Below are 25,279 nucleotides of genomic sequence, written 5' to 3'. Positions count from 1 at the left end.
CCGCATAAAAATAACGGAGACGAACACATGAGCACAACGACCGGACCGCTCGCCGGCGTGAAGGTGCTGGAGCTGGGCACGCTCATCGCCGGGCCGTTCGCCGCGCGTTTCATGGGCGAGTTCGGCGCCGAGGTCATCAAGATCGAAGATCCGAACGGCGGCGATCCGCTGCGCAAGTGGCGCAAGCTCTATCCCGAGGTCGGCGGCACGTCGCTGTGGTGGGCGGCGCAGGCGCGCAATAAAAAGTCGGTGACGGTCAATCTCAAAGCCGAAGAGGGCAAGGAAATCATCCGCCGGCTCGCGGGTGAGGCCGATATCGTCGTCGAGAACTTCCGGCCCGGTTTGCTCGAGAAGCTCGGGCTCGGCTATGAAGTGCTGTCCGCCGACAATCCCGGTCTCGTGATGGTGCGACTCTCGGGCTACGGGCAGACCGGTCCGTATCGCGACCGGCCGGGCTTCGGCGCGATCGCCGAATCGATGGGCGGGCTGCGCCACATCACGGGCTACCCGGATTTGCCGCCGCCGCGCATCGGCATCTCGATCGGCGATTCGATCGCCGCGCTGCACGGCGTGATCGGCGCGCTGATGGCGCTGCATCATCGGCAAGTCAACGGCGGCAAGGGGCAGGTGGTCGATGTCGCGCTGTACGAAGCCGTCTTCAACATGATGGAAAGCGTCGTGCCCGAATACGGCGTGTACGGTCTCGTGCGCGAACGCACGGGCGCGTCGCTGCCGGGCATCGTGCCGTCGAATACGTATCCGTGCCGCGACGGCAGCATCGTGATCGGCGGCAACAGCGATCCGATCTTCAAGCGCCTCATGCACGCCATCGAACGCGCGGACCTCGCGGACGATCCCGCGCTCGCCTCGAACGACGGGCGCGTGCCGCGCACGCAGGAAATCGACGACGCCATCGCCGCGTGGCTTTCGACGCGCAGCATCGACGAAGCGCTCGCCGTGCTCAACGCCGTCGACGTGCCGGCCGGGCGCATCTACAGCGTCGCCGACATGTTCACCGATCCGCAGTACATCGCGCGCCAGATGCTGCAACGTTTTCCGTGGCAGGACGGACGGGAAATCACGCTGCCGAACGTCACGCCGAAGTTGTCGGAAACGCCCGGCGAAACGCGCTGGCTCGGACCGCAACTCGGTGAACACACGGATGAAGTACTTCAAACGCTCGGGTATCATGCCGACGATATTGCGCAGCTGCGGGCGGCGAAGGTGATCTGAACGAGCGGAACGAAGCGGAACGAAGCGGAACGAAGCGGAACGAAGCGGAACAATTCAGACCCGCGCCGGAACAGCGCACAGAACGATAAATCCAGGAGACAGACAACGATGAAACGCAGAACGTTCATCGCGAGCGGCGCCGTGCTCGCGGGCAGTGCGTGGTCGGCCATGCCGCTCGCGTTCGCACAGAACAAGCCGGAACAGACCAAGGTTTCGATCGCGGTCGGCGGCAAGAATCTCTTCTACTATCTGCCGCTCACGATTGCCGAGCGCCGCAATTACTTCAAGGACGAAGGGCTCGAGATCGAGATCGCCGATTTTGCGGGCGGCGCCAAGGCCTTGCAGGCAGCGGTCGGCGGTAGCGCGGATGTCGTGTCCGGCGCGTTCGAGCACACGCTGCTGCTGCAGGCGAAGAATCAATACTTCCGCGAGTTCGTGCTGCAAGGCCGCGCGCCGCAGATCGTGCTTGCCGTGTCGAAGAAGGCGATGCCGAACTATAAGTCGGTCGCGGACCTGAAGGGCAAGAAGATCGGCGTGACGGCACCGGGTTCGTCGACCGCGATCATGGCGAGCTTCGTGCTCGCGCAGGCCGGACTGAAGGCAACCGATGTCTCGTTCATCGGCGTAGGGGCGGGTGCGGGCGCGATCGCCGCGCTGCAATCCGGGCAGATCGACGCGATCGCCAACCTCGATCCCGTGATGACCAAGCTCGACCGCGCGGGCGATATTCGCATCGTGTCGGACACGCGCACGCTCGCGGACACCGTGAAGGTGTTCGGCGGCAACATGCCGGCCGGGTGCCTGTATGCGTCGCAGAGCTTCATCACGAAGAATCCGAACACGACGCAGGCGCTCACCAACGCGATGGTGCGCGCGCTGAAGTGGCTGCAGAGCGCATCGGGCAAAGATTTGATCGCGACGGTGCCGGAAAGCTATCTGCTCGGCGACCGCGCGCTCTATCTCGATTCGTGGCAGCACGTGAAGGAAGCGCTGTCGCCGGACGGCCTCATGCCCGCCGACGGCCCCGCGACTTCGCTCAAGACGCTGCAGGCCTTCGACGAAACCGTGAAGGGCAAGCCGATCGATCTGTCGAAGACCTGGACCAACGACTTCGTGAAGAAGGCGCTTGCGACCGTCAAGGGCTGATCGATGAGCACGCCAGGCATGCCATCGACACCTGCGCTCGCGCTGGACAACGTCACCTGCACGTTCGCCTCGCGCGAAAGCCGCAGCGACCGCTACACCGCCGTGCGCGACACGAGTCTCGCGATCGCGCCGGGCGAATTCGTCTCGGTCGTCGGGCCGACCGGCTGCGGCAAGTCCACCTTGCTGAACGTATCGGCGGGGCTGCTCGAACCGTCGTCGGGCACGGTCGAAATCTTCGGCGAGCGCCTGAAGGGCATCAACCGGCGCGCGGGCTACATGTTCCAGGCCGACGCCCTGATGCCGTGGCGCTCCGCCATCGACAACGTGACGGCCGGTCTCGCGTTTCGCGGCGTGCCGAAGCAGGAAGCCGACGCGCGCGGCGAAGAGTGGTTGAAGCGCGTGGGTCTCGGCGGCTTCGGCGACCGTTATCCGCATCAACTGTCGGGCGGCATGCGCAAGCGCGTCGCGATGGCGCAGACGTTGATCCTCGATCCCGACATCATCCTGATGGACGAGCCGTTCTCCGCGCTCGACATTCAGACGCGCCAGCTGATGGAAAACGAGCTGCTCGAACTCTGGGCCGCGAAGCGCAAGGCCGTGCTGTTCATCACGCACGATCTGGACGAAGCGATCTCGATGTCCGACCGCGTCGTCGTGCTGGCGGCAGGGCCGGGCACGCATCCGATCGGCGAATTCACCATCGACCTGCCGCGTCCGCGCGATGTCGCCGAAATCCGTTCGCACCCGCGCTTCGTCGAACTGCATGCGCAGATCTGGGGCGTGCTGCGCGAAGAAGTGCTGAAGGGCTATCAACAGCAACTGAAGCCCGCCTCCGCCGAATAAGACATAACGACCATGTGGAACAAGCTGCGCCCGAATCGAGCGAATCTCATCGTGTGGCAATGGCTGTTGCTGCTCGCGTGCTTCGTGTTGTGGTACGCGCTGACGAGCCCGACGCTCCTGCCGCCTTTCTATTTCGACGACGCCAACAAGGCCGCGTTCTTCTTCGGCGAGCCGCAGAAGGTGCTCGTGCGCATCTGGGAGTGGTTCACGACCGGCGAAATCTACATCCACCTGTGGGTGACGCTGATCGAAACGGTGCTGGCGTTCGTTATCGGCACTGTGGCGGGGTTGGGCGTCGGTCTGTGGCTTGCGCTGGCGCCGATGACGAGCGCGCTTCTCGATCCCTATATCAAGGCCGCCAACTCGATGCCGCGCGTGATTCTCGCACCCATCTTCGCGGTGTGGTTCGGCTTGGGCATCTGGTCGAAGGTCGCGCTGGGCGTCACGCTCGTGTTTTTCATCGTGTTCTTCAATGTCTATCAGGGCGTGAAGGAGGTGAGCCCGGTCGTGCTTGCCAATGCGCGCATGCTCGGCGCGAACCGTAAGCAATTGCTTCGGTATGTCTATCTGCCGAGCGCGACGAGCTGGGTGTTTTCGAGTCTGCATACGTCGGTGGGGCTCGCGTTCGTCGGCTCGGTGGTCGGCGAATATCTCGGCTCGGCGCGCGGTGTCGGCTATCTGATTTTGCAGGCCGAAGGCACGTTCGATATCAACACGGTCTTCGCCGGTATTCTCGTGCTCACGGCGTTCGCGCTCGTGCTCGATGGCCTTGTCGCGCTCGTCGAGCGACGGCTGATGAAGTGGCAGCCGAAGAGCGGGGAAACGGAAAAACTTTAGGCTGTCACGCAAGCGTGTTCTCATGTCGGGCGCTGCTTCGTGTGTGCGTGCGACCGAGCGCGCGCCTCGCCGCGCCGGACGTGACAAAAGATGTTAGTTCGGCTGGCGCAAATCGGATATCGTGATCCGCCCACGGAGTCGGCGGGGGAGCGGCGCAAATCCCAGCATGTGGCTGTAGAATGCGCCGATCTTTCGTGTTCCGATGCACGACACGGGCTGCCTCACGGCGCGACGCGCGAACGCGTCGCCGGCACGGCGCTCATACGCGCAATTGCGCAAAATCCTCGATGAGATTGCAAACTGACAGTGCGGTTGCGGTGGCATTGCCACCACCGATCGGCGACAGCCTGATCGGGCTCGTGCTCGTCAACAATCTGCTTCGTAACGGTTATCGCCCGGTCGTGTTCGGCTGGGTCGCCGAGGAACTCGCGGACTGGCTTCCGGGCGTGAGCATCGGCCGGCCGGACGCGTATCACGAAGCCTTCGACACGGTGATCGAACTGCGGCCTACTGACTACGCCGCGTCGCTGAGCCGCTCCGGCCGCACGCTCTGTCTCGAGCAGTTGCCGGAATACATGGGCACGAAACACATGGTGGACCGCATCGTTGATATCGCGGTCAATGTGCTGCATCTTCCCGACGTATCGCGCTCCAATGGGCTGGTAGTGCCGGCCGGCATCGTGCGCGGGCGCATGGCTCATCGCGTGGTCATCCATCCGACGGGCAGTCATCCGGAAAAGATGTGGCGACGCGACAAGTTCTTGGCGCTGTCCCGCGCGCTCACGCACTGTGAGCTTCGGCCGAGCTTTCTCGTGGCGCCCGCCGAATTCGCCGGCTGGGACGACATCGCGCGGGACGGGCACGAGGTCAACGCGCTGCCGCGTCTGCACGACGTCGCGACGTGGATCGCCGAATCGGGCTGGTTCATCGGCAACGATTCGGGGCTCGGTCATCTCGCTTCATCGATCGGCGTGCCCACGCTCACGCTCTTCATGCGGCGCGGGCTCGCGCGATCCTGGCGGCCCGGCTGGGGGCCCGGCGCGATCGTGCTGGCGCCGTCCGTGGTGCCGTTCGCGGCGCTCAAGGAGCGCTTGTGGCAGCGGCTTCTCACCGTGCGTCGCGTCATGGCGGCTTTCAAGTCGCTGCAAGAGGCGAATGCGCGCGCGGTGCATCACTTCAGACCGTCCGCGCTGCGCGACGTGGATCCGGCGCGCGCCAGATAAGTCCCGATGCACGGATCGCCGGCGCACAGCGGGTCTGTGGCTGGGCGAAGCGCGCATACACCCGCCCGCAGCGCGGCGCGCCAGCCAACGCCGCCCGCGCTCCGCTTCACATCTCGATCACGATCTTGCCTGTCACACGACGATTCATCATGTCGTCGAGCGCTTGCGGCGTCTCCTCGAGCGCGTAACGTTTCGTGACGACGGGCTGCAGCTTGCCTGCCTTGATCCATTCGACCATCGTTGCAAATTCCTGATCGGCGAGTGCGTGCTCGCGCTGCATGTGACCGCCCCAGAACACGCCGACGATGCTCGCGCCTTTCAACAGCGCGAGATTGAGCGGCAGCTTGGGAATTTCGCCGTTGGCGAAGCCGACGACGAGATACCGCCCGCGCCATCCGATGCTGCGAAACGCCGGTTCCGCATACGCGCCGCCGACGGGATCGAAGATGACATCCGGGCCGTCGCCTCCGGTCAGCGCCTTGACGCGCTCGCGCAGATCTTCGCGGGCGTAATCGATGACGTCGTCCGCGCCGTGCTCGCGGCAAAACGCGAGCTTCTCCGCGCTCGACGCCGCCGCGATCACGCGTGCGCCGACGAGCTTGGCGATCTGAATCGCCGCAAGCCCGACGCCGCCCGCCGCGCCCAGTACGAGCAGCGTGTCGCCCGCCTGCAACGCGCCGCGATCGACGAGTGCGTGGTACGACGTGCCGTAAGCGAGCGTGAACGCGGCGGCCTCGGCGAGATCGACGTCGTCGGGCAGCGCGATGCAATCGGCCGCCTTCGCGCGCGCCTGCTGCGCGAACGCGCCGTGCGCCGTGTAGGCCGCCACGCGCATCCCCGGCGCAAAGCCCGCGACGCCCGCGCCCACTTCGCGCACGATGCCCGCGAACTCGGCGCCCGGCGTGAACGGCAGCGGCGGCTTGAACTGATATTTATTCTGGATGATCAGCACGTCGGGGAAATTGACGCTCGCCGCTTTCACATCGATGATGAGTTCGCCCGCCTCCGGATGAAGATCGGGCAGTGTTTCGATGGCAAGCGTGTGCGGCAATCCGTGTTCGTTGCATCTGACGGCGCGCATGTCGTCTCCGGTTTTTTTCAAGAGGGAAATTGCCGTCAGTGTAGGGCAGGGACGCTGTCGGGCGCGAGCCTCCGAGTCGTCGTCGCGCCCTGTTTCCTCGGTTACAATCGTCGGATGCGAATCCTACTCAGCAACGACGACGGTTATCTGGCGCGCGGCCTCAATGTGCTGCATGACGCCTTGCAGCCGCTCGGCGAAGTCACGGTGATGGCGCCGGAGCAGAACTGCAGCGGCTCGTCCAACTCGCTTACGCTGTCGCGGCCCCTGACCATTCATCAGGCGTCGAACGGTTTCAATTTCGTGAACGGTACGCCGACCGATTCCGTGCACATCGCGCTCACCGGCATGCTCGAACAGCAGCCGGATCTCGTCGTGTCGGGTATCAACAACGGGCAGAACGTCGGCGAAGACACGCTGTACTCCGGCACCGTCGCCGCCGCGACCGAAGGCTTCATGTTCGGCATTCCGGCGATCGCGTTTTCGCTCGTCGGCCGCGACTGGCTGCATCTGGAAGACGCGGCGCGCGTGGCCGCCGAGATCGTCGCGCATTTCCTCGACCATCCGATGCCCGGCCATCCGCTGCTCAATGTGAATATCCCGAGCCTGCCTTACAACCAGCTCGGCGAATGGAAGGTGACGCGGCTCGGCAAGCGCCATCCGTCGCAGCCGGTCATCCGCCAGACCGATCCGCGCGGCAATCCGATTTACTGGATCGGTCCCTCCGGCGACGCGCTCGACGCGAGCGAAGGCACCGATTTCCACGCGGTGGCGAACGGCTTCGTGTCGATCACGCCGCTGCAACTCGATCTGACTCACACCCGGCTCATGGCCGAAACGCGCGAGTGGGCGCGCGCCGGGAGCCGCCGCTCATGAGCGACGAGCGCGCCAAGCGCTTTCCGCTTGCGCTCGCGGATCTGGTTCGCGAGCCGCGCAAGCCTGCGCATCGCGGGCAGGATGCGCGCGGCAAGGCAGCGCCGGTGAATGCGGGACAAGTGACGAACACGGCGAAAGCTGCAAATGCTGCAAAAGCGAATCCTTCGCGCACGGCGAACGCGACGATGAAAAATCCCGCGACCGCCGCCGCATCCGCGAAGCCTGCCACCTCCGTGTTTCCCGCGCGCTCCAAAGCGAAGCCTTCGACGAGCGCAACGAACAACACGAACCCGGCCGCAGCGGCGAAACCGGTTCCGGGCGCGGCTGGCGCAGGCAAGAACATGGCGCGTACCCCTCATGCACCGCGCGCGAGTGGCGCGAGTGCAGCGGGCATAGCGGGCGCATTGCGCACCGCGCCGCGCGCAGCCGAGCGCGATCTGAACGCGGCATCGACCGCAACGAAAAAAGGTGCGCCCAATGTCGCGCTGGCGAGCATGCAGACGCTCACCTCGGAACGGGTGCGCGAACGCATGGTCGAACGCCTGCGCGCGAACGGCGTGAGCGATCCGCGCGTGCTCAATGCGATGTGCGCGGTGCCGCGCCACATGTTCGTCGACCCGGGACTCGCCGCGCAGGCTTACGAAGACGCCGCGCTGCCGATCGGCCATCACCAGACCATCTCGAAGCCGTCCGTCGTGGCGCGCATGATCGAACTGGTGGCGGTGGGGCGCACGTTGAACAAGGTGCTGGAAATCGGCACCGGCTGCGGCTATCAGGCAGCGGTGCTGTCGCAAGTCGCAGGAGAGGTTTATTCGATCGAGCGCGTACGCCCGCTGTCGGAGCGCGCGAAGCTCAATTTGCGGCCGCTGCGCGTGCCGAACATCAGGCTGCATTACGGCGACGGCCGCCTCGGCCTGGCCGCGGCGGCACCCTTCGATGCGATCGTGATCGCCTGCGCGGGGCTCGACGTGCCGCAGGCGTTGCTCGACCAGTTGGCGGTGGGCGGCAAGCTCGTCGCGCCGGTCGGATCGCAGGAGGCGCAGTCGCAGGTCCTGACGCTCGTCACGCGCGTCTCGGCCGCACAATGGCGGGAAGAGCAGCTCGATCGCGTTTTCTTTGTACCCTTAAAATCCGGAGTGATTTGACACCGATGAGTATCTTGCGTGCTTTGCGAGAAAGAAGTGCGGACCTACGCCTGAGCGCGGCGCAGCGCGGCGTGTGCGTGCTTGCGTTATCCGCGCTGGCGGCGTGTTCGACGCGCATGGACATGGCGCCGGTCGTCGACAGAACGGGCGCGCCCATCGGCACGACGGCGGCGCAGACGCCGGACAACGGTCCGCCGCCGCCTGGCTATTACCGTGTTAAACCGGGCGACACCCTATATCGGATCGCACTGGAAAACGGTCAGAATTATCACGACATTGCAGCGTGGAACAACCTGACCAACCCGAACCAGATCGAAGTCGGCCAGTTGATGCGCGTGGCGCCTCCGGGCGCGAACGTCGCCGCAGCAACACCGGGCGTTTCTACCGCACCGATCGTGGGCGGCGGCGTGCAGGCGCAGCCGCTCAACGGCGCGACTCCTTACGCGAGCCCGCAGCCGGGCGCGACGTCGCAGCCGCCGTACTACGGTCCGAATTCGGGCATGGCGGCGACGCCGGGCGCGGCGCCGGGCGCAGCCGCCGCGATGACGCCGGGCGCGGACACAAGCGCAAGTGCGGCCGCCGCCCAGCCGGCCTTCATCTGGCCGGCGCGCGGGCCGATCCTCGGCACGTTCGACGACGCTAAGAACAAGGGTTTGAACATCGGCGGTGCGGCGGGAGATGCGGTCAATGCGTCGGCGGATGGGCGGGTCGTGTACTCCGGAAATGGGCTGCGCGGCTACGGCAATCTCATTATCATCAAGCACGACGCAACTTTTCTCACGGCGTATGCACATAACCGCGCTTTGATGGTAAAAGAGGGAGACGCGGTGACTAAAGGGCAGAAGATCGCTGAGATGGGCAACAGCGATTCGGACCGCGTGATGTTGCATTTCGAAGTTCGCCGGCAGGGAAAACCTGTTGACCCACTGAAGTATTTGCCGCCGCAATAAAGCGGAACCATCATGCCGAAAACGAAGCGCCGCCTGCCGCAAGCCGAGACTGAGACGATCAGCCGACCTTTGCAAGTGTCGGTGGAGGACGGCGCTTCGACTCGTGAAGACGAAATCGACAATGTCGACGTCGATGTCGATTCCGAGGAAGAGGGCGGCAAGAGCGGCGAGGAAACGGCCGAAAGGGCAAACGATTCCGCGCCCGACGCCGACGACTTTCGCTCGCTCCTGCAGGCCGAACTCACGGCCGACACCATCCAGCATTACCTGAACCGCATCAGCGTGAAGCCGCTGCTCACCGTCGAGGAAGAGCAGCGCTATTCGCGGCTCGCCAAGGCGGGCGAATTCGAGGCGCGGCAGGTCATGATCGAGCGTAATCTGCGGCTCGTCGTGAGCATTGCGAAGGGTTATCTGAATCGCGGCGTGCCGTTGCTCGATCTGATCGAGGAAGGCAATCTCGGCCTCATGCACGCCATCGAAAAATTCGACCCGACGCGCGGCTTCCGTTTTTCGACCTATGCCACGTGGTGGATCCGCCAGAGTATCGAACGCGCGATCATGAATCAGGCGCGCACGGTGCGCCTGCCCGTGCACGTGATCCGCGAGCTCAATCAGGTGCTGCGCGCGAAGCGTCATCTGGAAAAAAATTCCGCCAATTCGAACGACGCCATTGCGCCCGAGCGCCGCGACGCGAGCATCGACGACATCGCCTATCTCACGGGCAAGACGCCCGAGGAAGTCACCGACATCCTCGCGCTCAACGAACACACCGCGTCGCTCGATGCGCCGCTCGATCTCGATCCGGGCAGCAGCCTGCTCGACCTCTTGTCGGACGACCAGAGCCAGTCGCCCGACGCCGAAGTGCAGCATCGCGAGCTCGAATCGCTCACGCGTTTGTGGCTCTCGCGTCTGTCGGACAAACATCGGCATGTCATCGAACGGCGTTTCGGGCTGAACCATATCGAGCCTGCAACGCTCGAAGAACTCGCCGACGAAATGGGCCTGACGCGCGAACGCGTGCGCCAGATCCAGCAAGAGGCGCTCGTGCGGCTCAAGCGCTTTTTCGCCTCCAACGGTGTTCGCAAGGACGCCGTGCTTTAATCTTTCCGCGCTTCCCGTGCATGAAGCGGCGCCCGCGAGGGCTCCGCGTTCCAGAATTCAATGACACCGATTCTCGTTTTTGACATCGAGACGATCCCCGATGTCGACGGCATTCGCCGTCTCGAAGACCTCCCTGACGATCTCTCCGACCGCGAAGTCGCCGAACATGCGTTCGCGGCGCGCCGCGAGCGCGTCGGCAACGACTTCCTGCCGCATCATCTGCAACGCGTCGCCGCGATCTCCTGCGTGTTCCGCGACAACAACGGCTTTCGCGTGCGCTCGCTCGGCACGCTGGAAGACGGCGAGGCGTCGCTTATCCAGTCGTTTTATCGCGTGATCGAGAAATACACGCCGCAGCTCGTGTCGTGGAACGGCGGCGGCTTCGATCTGCCCGTGCTCCATTATCGTGCGCTGGTGCATGGCGTTGCTGCGCCGCGTTACTGGGATCTCGGCCAGGACGATCGCGAGTTCAGATTCAACAACTACATCAGCCGCTATCACATGCGGCACATCGACCTGATGGACGTGCTCGCGATGTATCAGGCGCGCGCCAATGCACCGCTCGATGCGCTCGCGAAACTGTGCGGCTTTCCCGGCAAGCTCGGCATGGACGGCGGCAAGGTGTGGGACGCGTATTGCGACGGCCATATCGAGGAAATCCGCAACTATTGCGAGACCGATGTCGTCAATACGTATCTGATGTACTGCCGTTTTCAGATGATGCGCGGCCGCTTCACGCCGAACGAGTACGCCGACGAAATCACGTTCGTGAAAGAGGCGCTGGCGCAAGAAGCGTCGCCGCACTGGGCCGAGTATCTGGCCGCGTTCGAACGATAGAAGCGGCGCGGCGGTGACGTTCGTCTACAATCTCGCCTTTGCCATTTCGTTAGTCAGGATGTACGCAGGTGTCTGAAGCCGCTCGAAAAAACTCGCATCGCCGCCGCGCCGCGCCGGCCAAGACCGTCACGCCCGACCCGAACTTCGTCGCGCCCGAACTCGAAATCGAATCGCTCGACATGGAAGCGCGCGGCGTCGGCCGCACGGTCACCGAGGACGGCCAGCCGGGCAAGGTCATCTTCGTCGAAGGGGCGTTGCCGGGCGAACGGGTGAGCTATTCGAGCTATCGCAAGAAGCCGAGTTTCGAGCAGGCGCAAGTGGTCGACGTGCTGCGCGAAAGCGTGATCCGCACGAAGCCGAAGTGCGCGTTTTTCGGCACGTGCGGCGGCTGTTCGATGCAGCATCTCGACGTGCGCGCGCAAATCGCCGTGAAGCAGCGCGTGCTCGAAGACAACTTGCAGCATCTGTCGAAACTGCGCGCGGAGACTATGTTCCGGCCGATTCACGGGCCGTCGTGGGGATATCGCTATCGCGCGCGTTTGACCGTGCGGTATGTCGAAAAGAAGGGCGGCGTGCTGGTCGGCTTTCACGAGCGCAAGAGCAGCTATGTCGCCGACATGACGAGTTGCGAAGTGCTGCCGCCGCACGTTTCGGCGATGCTCGTGCCGCTGCGTCATCTGGTGGCGGGGCTGTCGATCCGCGACCGCATGCCGCAAATCGAACTTGCCGTCGGCACCGAGGTGACGGCGCTCGTGCTGCGCATTCTCGAACCGCTGACCGAGGCCGACGAAGCGCTGATCCGCGCCTTCGCCGACGAATACGGCGTGCAGTTCTGGCTCCAGCCGAAAGGGCCGGATACGGTTTATCCGTTCTATCCGCTCGATGTCGAGCTGGCTTACACGCTGCCGGAATTCGCGATCCGCATGCCGTTCAAGCCGACCGATTTCACGCAGGTGAACCACCAGATCAATCGCGTGCTGGTCGCGCGTGCGATTTCCCTGCTTGCGCCCGACGCGAACGACCGCGTGCTCGACCTTTTCTGCGGAATCGGCAATTTCACCCTGCCGCTCGCGCGGGTGTCGCGGGAAGTGGTCGGCATCGAGGGCAGCGAGGCGTTGACTACTCGGGCGCTGGAGAACGCGAAAGCGAATGGCGTCGATGGCCACACGTCGTTTGCGTGCCGCAACCTGTTCGAAGTCACCGCCGACGACCTGCGCGCGCTTGGTCATTTCGACAAGTTCCTGATCGATCCGCCGCGCGAAGGGGCGCTCGCGGTTTGCAAGGCGCTCGCGGATATCGCCCAGAGCGGCGACGGGCCGCTGCCCAAGCGCATCGTTTACGTGTCGTGCAATCCGGCAACGCTTGCACGCGACGCCGGACTACTCGTGCACGAAGCGGGCTACCGCATGAAGGGCGCGGGCGTGGTCAACATGTTCCCGCATACGTCGCACGTCGAATCGATCGCCTTGTTCGAGCGCGACTGACGCATCGCTCTGATTGCGACAGGCGCAAAAAAACCGGCCCGAAGGCCGGTTTTTTTATTCACCGCCGATCGAAACTCGATCAGTTGCGGTTGCCGCCGAAAATGCCGAGCAGCGCCAGCAGATTCGTGAACACGTTATACAGGTCGAGATAGATCGCGAGCGTCGCGCTGATGTAGTTCGTCTCGCCGCCGTTCACCACGCGCTGCACGTCGAACAGCATGTACGCCGAGAAGATCACGATGGCGAGCACGGAGATCGTCAGCATCAGCGCCGGCAGTTGCAGGAAGATGTTCGCGAACGCAGCGAGCAGAATCACCAGCACGCCCATGAACAGCCATTTGCCGAGGCCCGAGAAGTCACGCTTGCTGACCGTCGCGATGGTCGCCATCGCGGCGAAAATCACGCCGGTGCCGCCGAACGCCATCATGATGAGCTGCGGCCCGTTCGAGAAGCCGAGAATGAAGCTCAGCAGACGCGAGAGCATCAGGCCCATAAAGAACGTGAAGCCGAGCAGCACGGCCACGCCGACGCCGCTGTTCTTCGTTTTCTCGATGGCGAACATGAAACCGAACGCGATCGCGAGAAACGCGATGAAGCTCATCGCCGGACTGGAGGCGGCGAACAGCGAGAAGCCCGTGGCGACGCCGACCCACGCGCCGAGCACAGTCGGCACCATTGAGAGCGCCAGCAGCCAGTACGTGTTGCGCAGCACGCGGTTGCGTACCTCGACCGAGGTGATGCTGCCGTTGCGGCCAAAGCCGTAGGGTGATTCGTTCATGGTTTCTCCTTGCTCCAATTTGTCTGTCGTTCGGTCTTCCCGCGACATCCGTCATACACGAATGATAAGGTGCGCGGACTTAAGCCAGTATTAGGATCCGTGTCGTTGCAACAGCCGGTTGCAACCGGCCCCGCACGCGCCCGGTTGCAATGCAGCGGTTTGCTCCAATATGGCCCCGAAACGCGCCGAATTCAATAGCCCGAAAGTTTGATTCAGGCGACCTTGTGTTCAAGTCCTCACAGGGTTTGATTCTTACGGCACCGTAAGGTTTCAATCGCAATCATACCTTGCTTCGTGCTACAATTGTCGATTCGTTTTAATCCGTAAACCGTTCATTTTTTGGAGTTTTTCATGGCGATCGAGCGCACTCTGTCGATTATCAAGCCGGACGCAGTGGCAAAGAACGTTATCGGCCAGATCTACAGCCGTTTCGAGAACGCAGGTCTCAAGATTATTGCGTCGCGCATGGTTCATCTGTCGCGCGCTGACGCGGAAAAGTTTTACGCCGTGCACGCCGCACGTCCGTTCTTCAAGGACCTGGTGGAATTCATGGTGTCGGGCCCGGTCATGATCCAGGTGCTCGAAGGCGAAAACGCCATCATCACGAACCGCGACCTGATGGGCGCGACCGATCCGAAGAAGGCTGACAAGGGCACGATCCGCGCAGATTTCGCCGACAGCATCGACGCGAACGCCGTGCACGGTTCGGACGCTGCCGAAACGGCACGTCAGGAAATTGCGTTCTTCTTCCCGGAAGTGAACGTCTACTCGCGTTAATCGCCGCGTTCGTCGCCGCGGTGGCATGTGCTTCCGCGGCATCGCGCCTCGACGCAGAACAAGCCTGAAAAGCAGGAATTGGCGCGAACGGTCCCGGAACGGGTTTTAAACGAAATTTATCCGGGCTTCGCAATCTGAAATGGCAGACCTCGACATGACGAGCAGCAGCACCGTCAACCTTCTTGATCTCGACGCCGCCGGGCTCGTCGCATATTGCGGCAGCCTGGGCGAGAAGCCGTTTCGCGCCAAGCAATTGCAGCGCTGGATCCACCAGTTCGGTGCCGAAGATTTCGACGGCATGACGGATCTCGCGAAATCGCTGCGCGAAAAACTCAAGGGCCGCGCCAATATGGCGATGCCCGACATTATCAGCGACCACGTTTCCTCCGACGGCACCCGCAAGTGGCTGATCGACGTCGGCAATGGCAACGCGGTCGAAACCGTGTTCATCCCGGAAGAGTCGCGCGGCACGCTGTGCGTGTCGTCGCAGGCGGGGTGCGCGGTCAACTGCCGGTTCTGCTCGACCGGCAAGCAAGGCTTTTCACGCAACCTGACCACGGCCGAGATCATCGGCCAGCTGCGCATGGCGGAATTCGCGCTGCGCCGCTCGCTCGGGCGTGAAGTCGGCGGCCCGGGCAAAGGCGAGCGCGTCGTCACGAATGTCGTGATGATGGGCATGGGCGAACCGATGCTCAACTACGACGCTGTCGTGCCGGCCATGCGCCTGATGCTCGACGACAACGCCTACGGCCTGTCGCGCCGGCGCGTGACGCTGTCCACGTCCGGCGTCGTGCCGATGATGGACCGGCTCGCGGCGGATCTGCCGGTGGCGCTCGCCGTGTCGCTGCACGCGCCGAACGATCCGCTGCGCGACATGCTGGTGCCGCTGAACAAGAAGTACCCGCTGCGCGAACTGATGGCCGCCTGTCAGCGCTATCTGAAGGTCGCGCCGCGCGATTTCATCACCTTCGAATATTGCATGCTCGACGGCGTGAACGACACGGAAGCGCACGCCCGCGAACTGCTCGCGGTGACGCGCGACGTGCCGTGCAAGTTCAACCTGATCCCGTTCAATCCGTTCCCGGAATCGGGCTTGACGCGGTCGAAGAACGAGCAGATCAAGCGGTTCGCGCAGGTTCTGATCGACGCGGGCGTGGTGACCACGGTGCGCAAGACGCGCGGCGACGACATCGACGCCGCGTGCGGCCAGCTCGCGGGCACCGTGCAGGATCGCACGCGGCTCGCGGAGCGCATGAACCGGGCGGGCGCCAAGGTGATCGAGGTGCGGGCAGTTTGATGGAACGGATAGCGGTCGAAAGTTGCGACAAAAAGCGACGCCGCGCCGCTGAAGTGGTACCGAAGCCGAACATTTTGTTATAAAGCGGTCTGCAATGGCGCCGGAGTTGTATCGTGCAGGTGTTTTTCGTACCGAACGGTATGGCAGCGCTATTTAAAAGAATCGATGCGAGGAATTTGGCATGAGTGAGCCGCAACACCCGACGCCTTTCGGCAGTCACACCGGTAACGCGTCCGGCAGTCAGCATGACGGACAGCCCGGTGCGGAAGGGGCGGCATCGAATGCGAGTCAGCCGGGGAAGCTGGACTCGATTCAGGCTGTCGGTGCGCGTCTCGCGCAACTCCGGCAGGCGAAGGCATGGTCGATCGACGACGTATCCGCGCGCCTCAAGGTGTCTCCGGCAAAGCTGCTGGCGCTCGAATCGGGCGATATTAGCCACTTGCCCGATCGCACGTTTGCGGCGGGCATCGTGCGCAGCTACGCGAAAATTCTAGGCGCGGATCCCACGCCGTTCACGCAGGCATTCCGGCGTGAAGGCGACGATGTCGCGCACAATCTGAAAGTGCCGGCGTCGGCGGGCGCGGGTATGCCGCGTGGGCGCGTGTCGGTGCCGCTCGGCAATTCGTCGGGCCGCCGGCGCTCGTGGATGTGGGGCGTCCTCGCGATCATCGTCGTGCTGGCGGCGCTCGTGATGTGGCACACCGGCGGCGATTCGAGCAACTGGCTTGCGCGTCTGAAGGCGAGCACGGGCGTGGGCGCCACGTCCACGCCGGAAGCGAACGAAACGGTCGCGGCTTCGTCTGTGGCGACCCCCGACGAAGCGGCCGCGGCGAACACCGGCGAGGCATCGCTGCCCGAAGTGGCCTCAGCGCCCGGCGAGCAGCCGATGCCGGCATCGTCGCCGACGCTCTCCGCGGTTCAGGCCGCACCGGGCGCCGCGGTACCGGCATCCGCCGCGAAGGCAGCTTCGGCTTCGGCTTCGAAGGCAGCGTCGGCCTCGGCTGCGAAGGCGGCATCTGCTTCGGCTGCGAAGGCTGCGTCCGTGACTGCGGCGGCATCGGCGCCCGTCGTGGCGGGCAGCGGTTCGGGCGCGGTCGAACTGAAAGTGAAGGAAGATAGCTGGTTCAGCGTGCGCGGCAAGGACGGCAAGGAGTTGTTCTCCGGTCTCGTTCACGCCGGCAGCACGCAGCGCGTGCAAGGCGAGGCGCCGTTCAAGGTGACCGTCGGTAACGTGAAGGGCGTCGAATCGCTGTCCGTCGACGACGAACCGGTCGATGCCAAGCGCTATTCATCCGCAAAGGGCAACGTCGCGCGTCTCTCGCTGCCGTAAAGGCGCGTGAACGATTCGATTTCGAGCGCGGCCACCGATTCAGGGGCGTCACGGTGAATGCCGTGACGCCCGTTTGAGGTTTTAACCACGCAACTCGCCGCTTGACGGCCCCCAGGTTGCCAAAGGGTTTTTCGATGCAATCCGAAGCTCAATCCCTGATTAGCAGCAAGATTTGTTCGACCGAGCCGGTCTTCGGCGGTCCGTTGCCACGTCGCGCGTCGCATGCGGTCGACGTGCGCTGGGGCGGCCAGCTCGTGACGATCGGCGGCGACGCGCCCGTGCGCGTGCAGTCGATGACCAATACCGACACCGCCGACGCCATCGGCACCGCCATCCAGATCAAGGAACTGGCGCAAGCCGGGTCGGAACTCGTGCGCATCACGGTGAACACGCCGGAAGCGGCGGCCGAAGTGCCGCACATCCGCGATCAGCTCGACCGCATGGGCGTGACCGTGCCGCTCGTCGGCGACTTCCATTACAACGGCCACTTGCTGCTGCGCGACCATCCGGCCTGCGCCGAAGCGCTGTCGAAATACCGCATCAACCCGGGCAACGTGGGGCAGGGTGCGAAGCGCGACACGCAGTTCGCGCAGATGATCGAAGCCGCCATCAAGTACGACAAGCCGGTGCGTATCGGCGTGAACTGGGGCAGTCTCGACCAGGATCTGCTCGCGCGCATGATGGACGAAAACGCCGCGCGCCCGGCGCCGTGGGAACTGCAAAGCGTGATGTACGAGGCGCTGATTCAGTCGGCGATCGGCTCGGCGGAACGCGCCGTGGAACTGGGCCTCGGCCGCGACAAGATCATTCTGTCGTGCAAGGTGAGCGGCGTGCAGGATCTGGTCGCCGTGTATCGCGAACTCGCGAAACGCTGCAGCTTCGCGCTGCATCTCGGTCTGACCGAAGCGGGCATGGGCTCGAAGGGTATCGTGGCGTCCACGGCGGCGCTTTCGCTGTTGCTGCAGGAAGGTATCGGCGACACCATCCGCATCTCGCTCACGCCCGAGCCGGGCGGCGCGCGTACGGGCGAAGTGGTCGTCGGCCAGGAAATCCTCCAGACGATGGGCCTGCGTTCCTTCACGCCGATGGTTATCGCGTGCCCCGGCTGCGGCCGCACGACGAGCACGCTGTTCCAGGAACTCGCGTCGCAGATCCAGTCGTATCTGCGCAACTCGATGCCCGTGTGGCGCGACCAGTATCCCGGCGTCGAAAAAATGCACGTCGCGGTCATGGGCTGCATCGTCAACGGGCCGGGCGAATCGAAGCACGCGAACATCGGCATCAGTTTGCCGGGCTCGGGCGAGAATCCGGCGGCGCCCGTGTTCATCGACGGCGTCAAGGTGAAGACGCTGCGCGGCGAGCGCATCGCCGAGGAATTCCAGCAAATCGTCAGCGACTACGTCGAGCGCTCCTACGGGAAGCACGCAGAGACCTCCACCGCAACACTCTGAACACAGATGACTGAACAGAAGAAACGGCTCGAAAAACTGAGCGGCGTGAAGGGCATGAACGACATCCTCCCGCAGGATGCCGCGTTGTGGGAGTTCTTCGAAACCACCGTCAAGTCGATGCTGCGCGCATACGGCTATCAGAACATCCGCACGCCGATTGTCGAGCACACGCAGTTGTTCACGCGCGGTATCGGTGAAGTGACGGATATCGTCGAAAAAGAGATGTACAGCTTCACCGATGCGCTCAACGGCGAGCATCTGACGATGCGCCCCGAAAACACCGCGGCCGTCGTGCGCGCGACGATCGAGCACAACCTGCTGTACGACGGCCCGAAGCGCTTGTGGTACGTCGGCCCGATGTTCCGTCACGAGCGTCCGCAGCGCGGGCGTTATCGCCAGTTTCATCAGGTGGGCGTCGAGGCGCTCGGTTTCGCGGGTCCGGACACCGACGCGGAAATCATCATGATGTGCCAGCGCCTTTGGGACGATCTCGGGCTCACCGGCATCCGCCTCGAACTGAATTCGCTCGGTCAGGCGGAGGAGCGCGCGGCGCACCGCAAGGAACTGATCGCGTATCTGGAGCAGCACGCCGACGCGCTCGACGAGGAAGCGAAGCGCCGTCTCTATACGAACCCGCTGCGCGTGCTCGACACGAAGAATCCGGCGATGCAGGAAATCGCGCAGAACGCGCCGAAGCTGGTCGACTTTCTGGGCGAAGCTTCGCTCAAGCATTTCGAAGGCGTGCAGCGTCTGCTCAAGGCGAACAACATCCCGTTCAAGATCAATCCGCGTCTCGTGCGCGGCCTCGATTATTACAATCTGACCGTGTTCGAATGGGTGACCGACAAGCTCGGCGCGCAAGGCACGGTCGCGGGCGGCGGGCGCTACGATCCGCTCATCGAGCAGCTCGGCGGCAAGCCGACGGCCGCGTGCGGCTGGGCGATGGGCGTCGAGCGCATCCTCGAACTGCTGAAGGAAGAGCAGCTCGTGCCCGAGGCCGAAGGCACGGACGTGTACGTCGTCCATCAGGGCGAGGCTGCGGCGGAGCAGGCTTTCATCGTGGCCGAACGGCTCCGCGACACGGGTCTCGACGTCATTTTGCATTGCAGCCCGGACGGCGCGCCGTCGAGCTTCAAGTCGCAGATGAAGAAGGCCGATGCGAGCGGCGCGGCTTTCGCCGTGGTGCTCGGCGAGGACGAACTCGCGCAGGGCATGATCGGCGTCAAGCCGCTGCGCCGTTCGGGCAGCGAAACGTCCGACGCGCAAAAGAACGAGCAAGTCAACGTTCCGGCGGAAGACTTGACCGAATACCTAATCAATGCGATGGTTGCAACCGCCGATGACGACGCTGCCTAAGTTTTAGGCACTTCGACCGTGCGCATCGGCCGGGTCGTCGATCCGGCATCGCGCGCGGCGCTCGCTGAGGTAATGAAACGCAGGAAGGATCAGCTGGACGATGAGCTATCACGACGAACAAGAATCGATTGAAAGCGTAAAGGCCTGGTGGGCCAAATGGGGTAACGCCACGACGTGGATCGTGCTGGTGGCGCTTGTCGTCGCGGCCGGCTACAACGGCTGGAACTTCTGGCAACGTCGGCAGGCCGCGGAAGCGTCGGTGCTGTACGACCACCTTCAGCAGGCGGTGAACGGCAACGATCAGGCGCTGGTCTCGCGCGTGGCCGCCGACATGGAAGACAAGTTCGGCGGCACGGCTTACGCCCAGATGGGCGCGCTCGCGGCGGCCAAGTCCTTCTACGCGGCGGGCAATGCGGCGGGCGCCAAGGCGCAGCTGCAATGGACGATCGATCACGCCAAGGACGACGAGTACAAGCAGATCGCCAAGCTGCGGCTGGCGCTCGTGCTGCTCGACGAGAAGAACTACGACGCGGGTCTGAAACTTCTCGCGGATGCGCCGCTCGACGCGTTCAAGGGTGTCATCGCGGATCGCCGTGGCGACCTGCTCGCCGCGCAGGGCAAGCGCGACGATGCGCGCGCGTCCTACAAGCTGGCACTCGACACGCTGCCTGCAAACGACACGTCTGCGCGTCAGCTCGTCCAGTTCAAGCTTGATGCGCTGGGCGGCTAATCCGTTTCGACTCGTGGACTCAGCCATCGCTCGATCGAACCACGCGCCGAAACGTCGCGCCTGAACGTCGATTGAAGCGACGCGGCGCGCGAACCGAACAACCGAATTCAATCATTCATATTGCGTCCACCGATGACTCTTTTGAAACGCTACGCCGTGCCGCTTGCCTGCGCGATGACGGTCTTGTTGGCCGCTTGCTCGTCGACCAAGGATGATCGCCGCGAGCCCGTGCCGCTCGTGGACTTCAAGCCGGTGCTGAACGTCAACCAGGCATGGAAGGCGAGCGTCGGCAAGGCCGGCCGCTATCTGTTTTCGCCGGTGGCGGTGGGCGACTACGTCTTTGCCGCGGGCGCGAACGGCTCGGTCGCGAAGATCGACGCGAAAACCGGCCAGGACGTCTGGCGCGTGAAGCTCAAGGACGATCTCTCGGCGGGTGTCGGCAGCGACGGCAATCTGACGGCCGTGGGCGGCCTGAAAGGCCAGGTCGACGTGCTCGGCCCCGACGGCAAACTGCTGTGGACGGCCGCGGCGCCGGGCGAAATCGTGTCACCGCCGCTCGTCGGCAACGATCTCGTGATCGTGCGCACGATCGACGGCAAGGTCATCGCGTTCAACTCGCAGACCGGCGAGCAGAAGTGGGTGTTCCAGTTGCGCGCGGTGCCTTTGAATCTGCGCACCTCGGCTGGCATGACCTTCGCGGGCAATCAGGCCGTGCTCGCGGGCTTCCCCGGCGGCGCGTTCGCGGCGGTCAACCTGCAGACGGGCGACGCCTACTGGCAGGCGCCGGTGTCGTATCCGAAGGGCGTGACCGAAGTCGAGCGCATCAACGACGTGACCGGCGCGCCGGGCCTCGTCGGCGCGCAGACCTGCGCGGTGACGTTCCAGGGCCGCATCGGCTGCTTCGATGCCAACTCGGGACAGTCCATCTGGGACAAGAGCTTTTCGAGCGACAGCGGCCTCGCGCAGAGCGAGCAACTGGTCGCGGCGGGCGACGACTGGTCGGTCATCAACGCGTTCCGCGCGTCGGACGGCTCGCCGCTCTGGAAGTCGGACGTCCTGAAGAACCGCAGCGTCAGCGTGCCGTTTATTCTCGGCCGCGCGGTCGTGGTGGGCGACTACAAGGGCTTCGTGCATTTCCTCAACACGGAGAACGGCCAGATGATCGGGCGCACGCCGACCGACGGCAGCGCGATCACCGCGGCGCCGGTACTGGCGGGCGATACGCTCGTCGTGCAGACGCATGACGGCGACATCTACGGTTTCCGTCCGAGCAACTGAAGCTGACAACGAACGCGAGCGACCTTTTACGACGCTCGCGGTCGCGAAACACCCGCTGAGCACCACGCGCGCCGTCGATCCGACGACGCGGCAGGCTCGCCCCGACGAGCCGCACGAGAAAGAAGCGGTGTGCCTCGCGCGCCGCGACAGAACCCGCATGCAATAGCCGGGTCGCAAAAACGAAGCGCGCGCGAAGGCGCCGCGCGATAAACGGCCTCAAAAGAGGTCCAACCGGCGAACGAACGCCCGAGATCGGCCCGCCCGACGCGCCTTGCGTGCGGCAAGCCGAATCCATGCTAATTTTCGACAAGCGCAGCCATTGCGCGGCGTAGCGGAACGCAACGAAAGCTCTGAACCGCGCGTACCGCGTCCGCCTTGCGTTCAACCTTGAACAACATCAGATGAAACCCGTGATTGCCCTCGTCGGGCGCCCCAATGTGGGGAAATCGACCCTTTTCAACCGGCTGACGCGTTCGCGCGATGCACTCGTCGCCGATCTTCCCGGTCTGACCCGCGACCGCCACTACGGCGAAGGCCGCGTGGGCGGCGAACGCCCGTATCTGGTGGTGGACACCGGCGGCTTCGAGCCGGTCGCGAAAGACGGCATCCTGCACGAGATGGCGCGACAGACGCGCCAGGCGGTCGAGGAAGCCGATATCGTCGTGTTCATCGTCGACGGGCGCAACGGCCTGGCGCCGCAGGACAAGTCGATCGCCGACTATCTGCGCAAGACCGGCCGTCCGCTCTTTCTGGTCGTCAACAAGGCCGAGGGCATGAAGTACTCGTCGGTGGCGGCGGACTTCTATGAGCTCGGCCTGGGCGACCCGCGCGCGATTTCGGCTGCGCACGGCGACGGCGTCGTCGAGATGATCAACGACGCGCTCGACATCGCCTACGCCGATCAGCCGGAAGAGAGCGAAGAGGAGAAGGCGAAGCACGGCGTCAAGATCGCGATCGTCGGTCGTCCGAACGTCGGCAAGTCGACGCTCGTGAACACGCTGATCGGCGAAGAGCGCGTGATCGCGTTCGACATGCCCGGCACGACGCGCGATTCGATTTATGTTGATTTCGAGCGGCAAGGCCGCAAATACACCTTGATCGACACGGCGGGCCTGCGCCGCCGCGGCAAGGTGTTCGAGGCGATCGAGAAGTTCTCGGTGGTGAAGACGCTGCAGTCGATTGCGGACGCGAACGTCGTGATCCTGCTGCTCGACGCGCAGCAGGACATCTCGGAGCAGGACGCGCATATCGCCGGATTCGTGGTGGAGCAGGGCCGCGCGCTCGTGGTCGGCGTGAACAAGTGGGACGGGCTCGATTCGCATGTGCGCGAGCGCACCAAGGCGGACCTCACGCGCAAGCTCAAGTTTTTGGACTTTGCTAAATTCCACTACGTCTCGGCGCTGGAGAAAACGGGCATCGGACCGCTGATGAAATCGGTCGACGAAGCGTACGCCGCTGCCATGGCCAAGCTGCCGACGCCGAAGCTCACGCGCGCGCTTATCGAAGCGGTGGAATTTCAGCAGCCGCGCCGCCGTGGACCGGTGCGCCCGAAGCTGCGTTATGCGCACCAGGGCGGGCAGAATCCGCCGATTATCGTCGTGCACGGCAATGCGCTCGACGCGGTCACGGATACCTATAAACGTTATCTCGAAGGTCGTTTCCGCGAAACTTTCGGGCTTGTCGGAACTCCACTTCGCATAGAGTTTCGCTCGAGTCAAAACCCGTACGCAGACAAGGGATGAGCGTCGCGTGAAAGCTGTTTTTTTGGGGACTGCGAGTTCAATGCGGACCGATTGTTTACCCATTTGGCCGATCCGGTACCGAAAACGTAAAACAGCGAAAATCAGCTATAGTGTAGCGATTGTGGGCGGATCTCTTTTTCTTCATCCACAATACTTCTAACCTGCAAAAAAACACGGAGTTTGCTATGAGCAACAAAGGGCAATTGTTACAAGACCCGTTTTTGAACGCACTGCGTAAAGAGCACGTGCCGGTGTCGATCTATTTGGTCAACGGCATCAAGCTTCAAGGAAACATCGAATCTTTCGACCAGTACGTCGTGTTGCTCCGAAATACGGTCACCCAGATGGTCTATAAGCACGCCATTTCGACGGTCGTGCCGGCCCGTCCGGTGAATTTCCACCCGGACGCTGAATCGTCCTAAACCCGGTTGCGACCGGCGCGCTGTTGCCACTTCTAAAGCGAACATTAAGCAACTCGCCGGTCGCTTCAAAAAATTAAGCACATCAATTTGATCAACGCAGCGCTCGTCGGTATCGACTTCGGCAAGATCGATTTCGAAGCCAGTCTGGAAGAACTCAGCCTGCTCGCACAAAGTGCGGGCGCCCATCCCGCCGTCACGCTCACCGGCCGCCGTTCGAGTCCCGATGCCAAAATGTTTATCGGCAGCGGCAAGGTCGAGGAACTGCGTTTGCAGTGCGAAGCGAACGACGTCGAACTCGTCATCTTCAATCATGCGCTCGCGCCTGCGCAGCAGCGCAATCTCGAGGTCGCGCTGAACCGCCGCGTGGTCGATCGCACGAGCCTCATCCTCGATATCTTCGCGCAGCGCGCCCGCAGCCACGAAGGCAAGCTGCAGGTCGAACTCGCGCAACTGCAATATCTGTCCACTCGCCTGATTCGCGCGTGGACTCACCTCGAACGCCAGAAGGGCGGGATCGGCTTGCGCGGTCCGGGCGAAACGCAGCTCGAAACCGACCGCCGGCTGATCGGCGAACGCATCAAGGCGCTCAAGACGCGGCTCGAAAAGTTGCGGCGCCAGCACGGTACGCAGCGCCGTCAGCGCGTGCGCAACCGGACCATGTCGGTGTCGCTCGTCGGCTATACGAATGCGGGCAAGTCGACGCTCTTCAATGCGCTCACCAAGGCGCAGGCCTATGCCGCCGACCAGCTCTTCGCGACGCTCGATACCACCTCGCGCCGCGTGTTCCTCGGCGAGGAAGCGGGGCATGTGGTCGTGTCGGATACGGTCGGTTTCATCCGCGAATTGCCTCACCAGCTGGTCGCCGCCTTCCGCGCGACGCTGGAGGAAACCATTCACGCCGACTTGCTGCTGCACGTGGTCGACGCATCGAGCGCGGTGCGCCTCGATCAGATCGATCAGGTGAACGAGGTGTTGCGCGGCATCGGCGCAGATTCGATCCGCCAGATTCTCGTCTTCAACAAGATCGACGCGGTGCCCGAACTCGCGGCCCGCGGCGAGGCGGTTGAAAGGGACGAGTATGGTAATATTTCGCGCGTCTTTCTGAGTGCACGCACGGGTCAGGGGCTCGATGCGCTGCGCGCTGCCATCGCCGAAATCGCCGCGGCGGAATCCGAAGAAACCGATGCGGGCCTACCCAGTGTGCTCGCCGAATTCGGGGAGCCGCACGAGGCGTCCGAAGCAACGCAATCCACGCAGTCCGGGTCAAACGCCATACACGACACGAACGCGCAGTCCGGAGACCAGCGGCCTGCGCTCGAACGTGACGATCACAAGGTTCCCGAGCACGGCAACTGATCTGCTCTG

23 protein-coding genes are annotated in these 25,279 nt (G+C 63.7%); 21 read left to right on the top strand and 2 right to left on the bottom strand.

Annotated elements, in window-relative coordinates:
* Positions 1-27: 27 nt before the first annotated feature.
* From BRPE64_RS07675 to BRPE64_RS07655, 5 genes are all read left to right on the top strand, one after another.
* Entirely contained in the window at positions 28-1,233 is a 1,206-nt protein-coding gene (locus tag BRPE64_RS07675) for a CaiB/BaiF CoA transferase family protein (protein ID WP_016345512.1), read from the top strand.
* 108 nt (positions 1,234-1,341) lie between these two features.
* On the top strand, positions 1,342-2,379 hold the full coding sequence (locus BRPE64_RS07670; RefSeq protein WP_016345511.1) for an ABC transporter substrate-binding protein: 1,038 nt from the start codon (positions 1,342-1,344) through the stop codon (positions 2,377-2,379).
* Between the two features lie 18 nt (positions 2,380-2,397).
* Positions 2,398-3,222, top strand: a complete 825-nt coding sequence (locus BRPE64_RS07665; protein WP_044041371.1) for an ABC transporter ATP-binding protein — start codon at positions 2,398-2,400, stop codon at positions 3,220-3,222.
* Between the two features lie 12 nt (positions 3,223-3,234).
* On the top strand, positions 3,235-4,059 hold the full coding sequence (locus tag BRPE64_RS07660) for an ABC transporter permease (protein ID WP_016345509.1): 825 nt from the start codon (positions 3,235-3,237) through the stop codon (positions 4,057-4,059).
* Between the two features lie 287 nt (positions 4,060-4,346).
* Positions 4,347-5,282, top strand: a complete 936-nt coding sequence (locus BRPE64_RS07655; RefSeq protein ID WP_044041370.1) for a glycosyltransferase family 9 protein — start codon at positions 4,347-4,349, stop codon at positions 5,280-5,282.
* A gap of 106 nt (positions 5,283-5,388) precedes the next feature.
* On the opposite strand, the gene BRPE64_RS07650 is transcribed toward BRPE64_RS07655, so the two are convergent.
* Positions 5,389-6,363, bottom strand: a complete 975-nt coding sequence (locus BRPE64_RS07650; protein ID WP_044041368.1) for an NADPH:quinone oxidoreductase family protein — start codon at positions 6,361-6,363, stop codon at positions 5,389-5,391.
* Positions 6,364-6,477: 114 nt separating this feature from the next.
* Between BRPE64_RS07650 and surE the strand changes: the two genes are divergently transcribed.
* From surE to rlmD, 6 genes are all read left to right on the top strand, one after another.
* Positions 6,478-7,236, top strand: a complete 759-nt coding sequence (gene surE, locus BRPE64_RS07645; protein ID WP_016345506.1) for a 5'/3'-nucleotidase SurE — start codon at positions 6,478-6,480, stop codon at positions 7,234-7,236.
* A complete protein-coding gene (locus BRPE64_RS07640) occupies positions 7,233-8,381 on the top strand; it encodes a protein-L-isoaspartate(D-aspartate) O-methyltransferase (protein WP_044042063.1) in 1,149 nt (382 codons plus the stop codon). Before surE ends, BRPE64_RS07640 begins: the two co-directional genes overlap by 4 nt.
* 5 nt (positions 8,382-8,386) lie before the next feature.
* Positions 8,387-9,331 (top strand): peptidoglycan DD-metalloendopeptidase family protein, encoded by a 945-nt coding sequence (locus BRPE64_RS07635; RefSeq protein ID WP_044041366.1) that lies wholly within the window; start codon positions 8,387-8,389, stop codon positions 9,329-9,331.
* A gap of 12 nt (positions 9,332-9,343) precedes the next feature.
* Positions 9,344-10,432, top strand: coding sequence for an RNA polymerase sigma factor RpoS (gene rpoS, locus BRPE64_RS07630; protein ID WP_016345503.1), 1,089 nt, complete (start codon positions 9,344-9,346; stop codon positions 10,430-10,432).
* Positions 10,433-10,492: 60 nt separating this feature from the next.
* On the top strand, positions 10,493-11,269 hold the full coding sequence (locus BRPE64_RS07625) for a 3'-5' exonuclease (RefSeq protein ID WP_016345502.1): 777 nt from the start codon (positions 10,493-10,495) through the stop codon (positions 11,267-11,269).
* Between the two features lie 68 nt (positions 11,270-11,337).
* Positions 11,338-12,753, top strand: a complete 1,416-nt coding sequence (rlmD, locus tag BRPE64_RS07620) for a 23S rRNA (uracil(1939)-C(5))-methyltransferase RlmD (RefSeq protein WP_016345501.1) — start codon at positions 11,338-11,340, stop codon at positions 12,751-12,753.
* A 79-nt stretch (positions 12,754-12,832) separates the two neighbouring features.
* On the opposite strand, the gene BRPE64_RS07615 is transcribed toward rlmD, so the two are convergent.
* A complete protein-coding gene (locus BRPE64_RS07615; protein WP_044041364.1) occupies positions 12,833-13,531 on the bottom strand; it encodes a Bax inhibitor-1/YccA family protein in 699 nt (232 codons plus the stop codon).
* A gap of 351 nt (positions 13,532-13,882) precedes the next feature.
* Here BRPE64_RS07615 and ndk point away from each other — a divergent pair, with 351 nt between their 5' ends.
* The 10 genes from ndk (at position 13,883) to hflX (ending at position 25,270) form a co-directional block, all read left to right on the top strand.
* Complete coding sequence (gene ndk / locus BRPE64_RS07610) at positions 13,883-14,308, top strand: nucleoside-diphosphate kinase (protein WP_016345499.1); 426 nt, start codon at positions 13,883-13,885, stop codon at positions 14,306-14,308.
* A 154-nt stretch (positions 14,309-14,462) separates the two neighbouring features.
* Entirely contained in the window at positions 14,463-15,605 is a 1,143-nt protein-coding gene (gene rlmN, locus BRPE64_RS07605) for a 23S rRNA (adenine(2503)-C(2))-methyltransferase RlmN (RefSeq protein ID WP_044042062.1), read from the top strand.
* Positions 15,606-15,786: 181 nt separating this feature from the next.
* Complete coding sequence (locus tag BRPE64_RS07600) at positions 15,787-16,935, top strand: RodZ domain-containing protein (protein WP_016345497.1); 1,149 nt, start codon at positions 15,787-15,789, stop codon at positions 16,933-16,935.
* Between the two features lie 134 nt (positions 16,936-17,069).
* The gene (gene ispG, locus BRPE64_RS07595; protein ID WP_016345496.1) at positions 17,070-18,386 is read left to right on the top strand and encodes a flavodoxin-dependent (E)-4-hydroxy-3-methylbut-2-enyl-diphosphate synthase; all 1,317 of its coding nucleotides are present in this window, start codon (positions 17,070-17,072) and stop codon (positions 18,384-18,386) included.
* 6 nt (positions 18,387-18,392) lie between these two features.
* Positions 18,393-19,742, top strand: coding sequence for a histidine--tRNA ligase (gene hisS, locus BRPE64_RS07590; protein ID WP_016345495.1), 1,350 nt, complete (start codon positions 18,393-18,395; stop codon positions 19,740-19,742).
* 100 nt (positions 19,743-19,842) lie between these two features.
* Positions 19,843-20,472: a tetratricopeptide repeat protein gene (locus BRPE64_RS07585; RefSeq protein WP_016345494.1), complete on the top strand. Its 630-nt coding sequence runs from the start codon at positions 19,843-19,845 to the stop codon at positions 20,470-20,472.
* 132 nt (positions 20,473-20,604) lie between these two features.
* Positions 20,605-21,750 carry an outer membrane protein assembly factor BamB gene (gene bamB, locus BRPE64_RS07580; protein WP_016345493.1) on the top strand — a complete coding sequence of 382 codons (1,146 nt, stop codon included), beginning with the start codon at positions 20,605-20,607 and terminating at the stop codon, positions 21,748-21,750.
* A 401-nt stretch (positions 21,751-22,151) separates the two neighbouring features.
* Positions 22,152-23,492: a ribosome biogenesis GTPase Der gene (der, locus tag BRPE64_RS07575; RefSeq protein ID WP_044041362.1), complete on the top strand. Its 1,341-nt coding sequence runs from the start codon at positions 22,152-22,154 to the stop codon at positions 23,490-23,492.
* 185 nt (positions 23,493-23,677) lie between these two features.
* Positions 23,678-23,914: an RNA chaperone Hfq gene (gene hfq / locus BRPE64_RS07570; protein ID WP_006999489.1), complete on the top strand. Its 237-nt coding sequence runs from the start codon at positions 23,678-23,680 to the stop codon at positions 23,912-23,914.
* A gap of 87 nt (positions 23,915-24,001) precedes the next feature.
* The gene (hflX, locus tag BRPE64_RS07565; protein WP_016345490.1) at positions 24,002-25,270 is read left to right on the top strand and encodes a GTPase HflX; all 1,269 of its coding nucleotides are present in this window, start codon (positions 24,002-24,004) and stop codon (positions 25,268-25,270) included.
* Positions 25,271-25,279 lie beyond the last annotated feature (9 nt).

Source organism: Caballeronia insecticola (assembly GCF_000402035.1).
Classification (GTDB): domain Bacteria; phylum Pseudomonadota; class Gammaproteobacteria; order Burkholderiales; family Burkholderiaceae; genus Caballeronia; species Caballeronia insecticola.
Note: the sequence above shows the minus strand (reverse complement) of the source record. Positions and strands in the feature narration are given on the sequence as shown.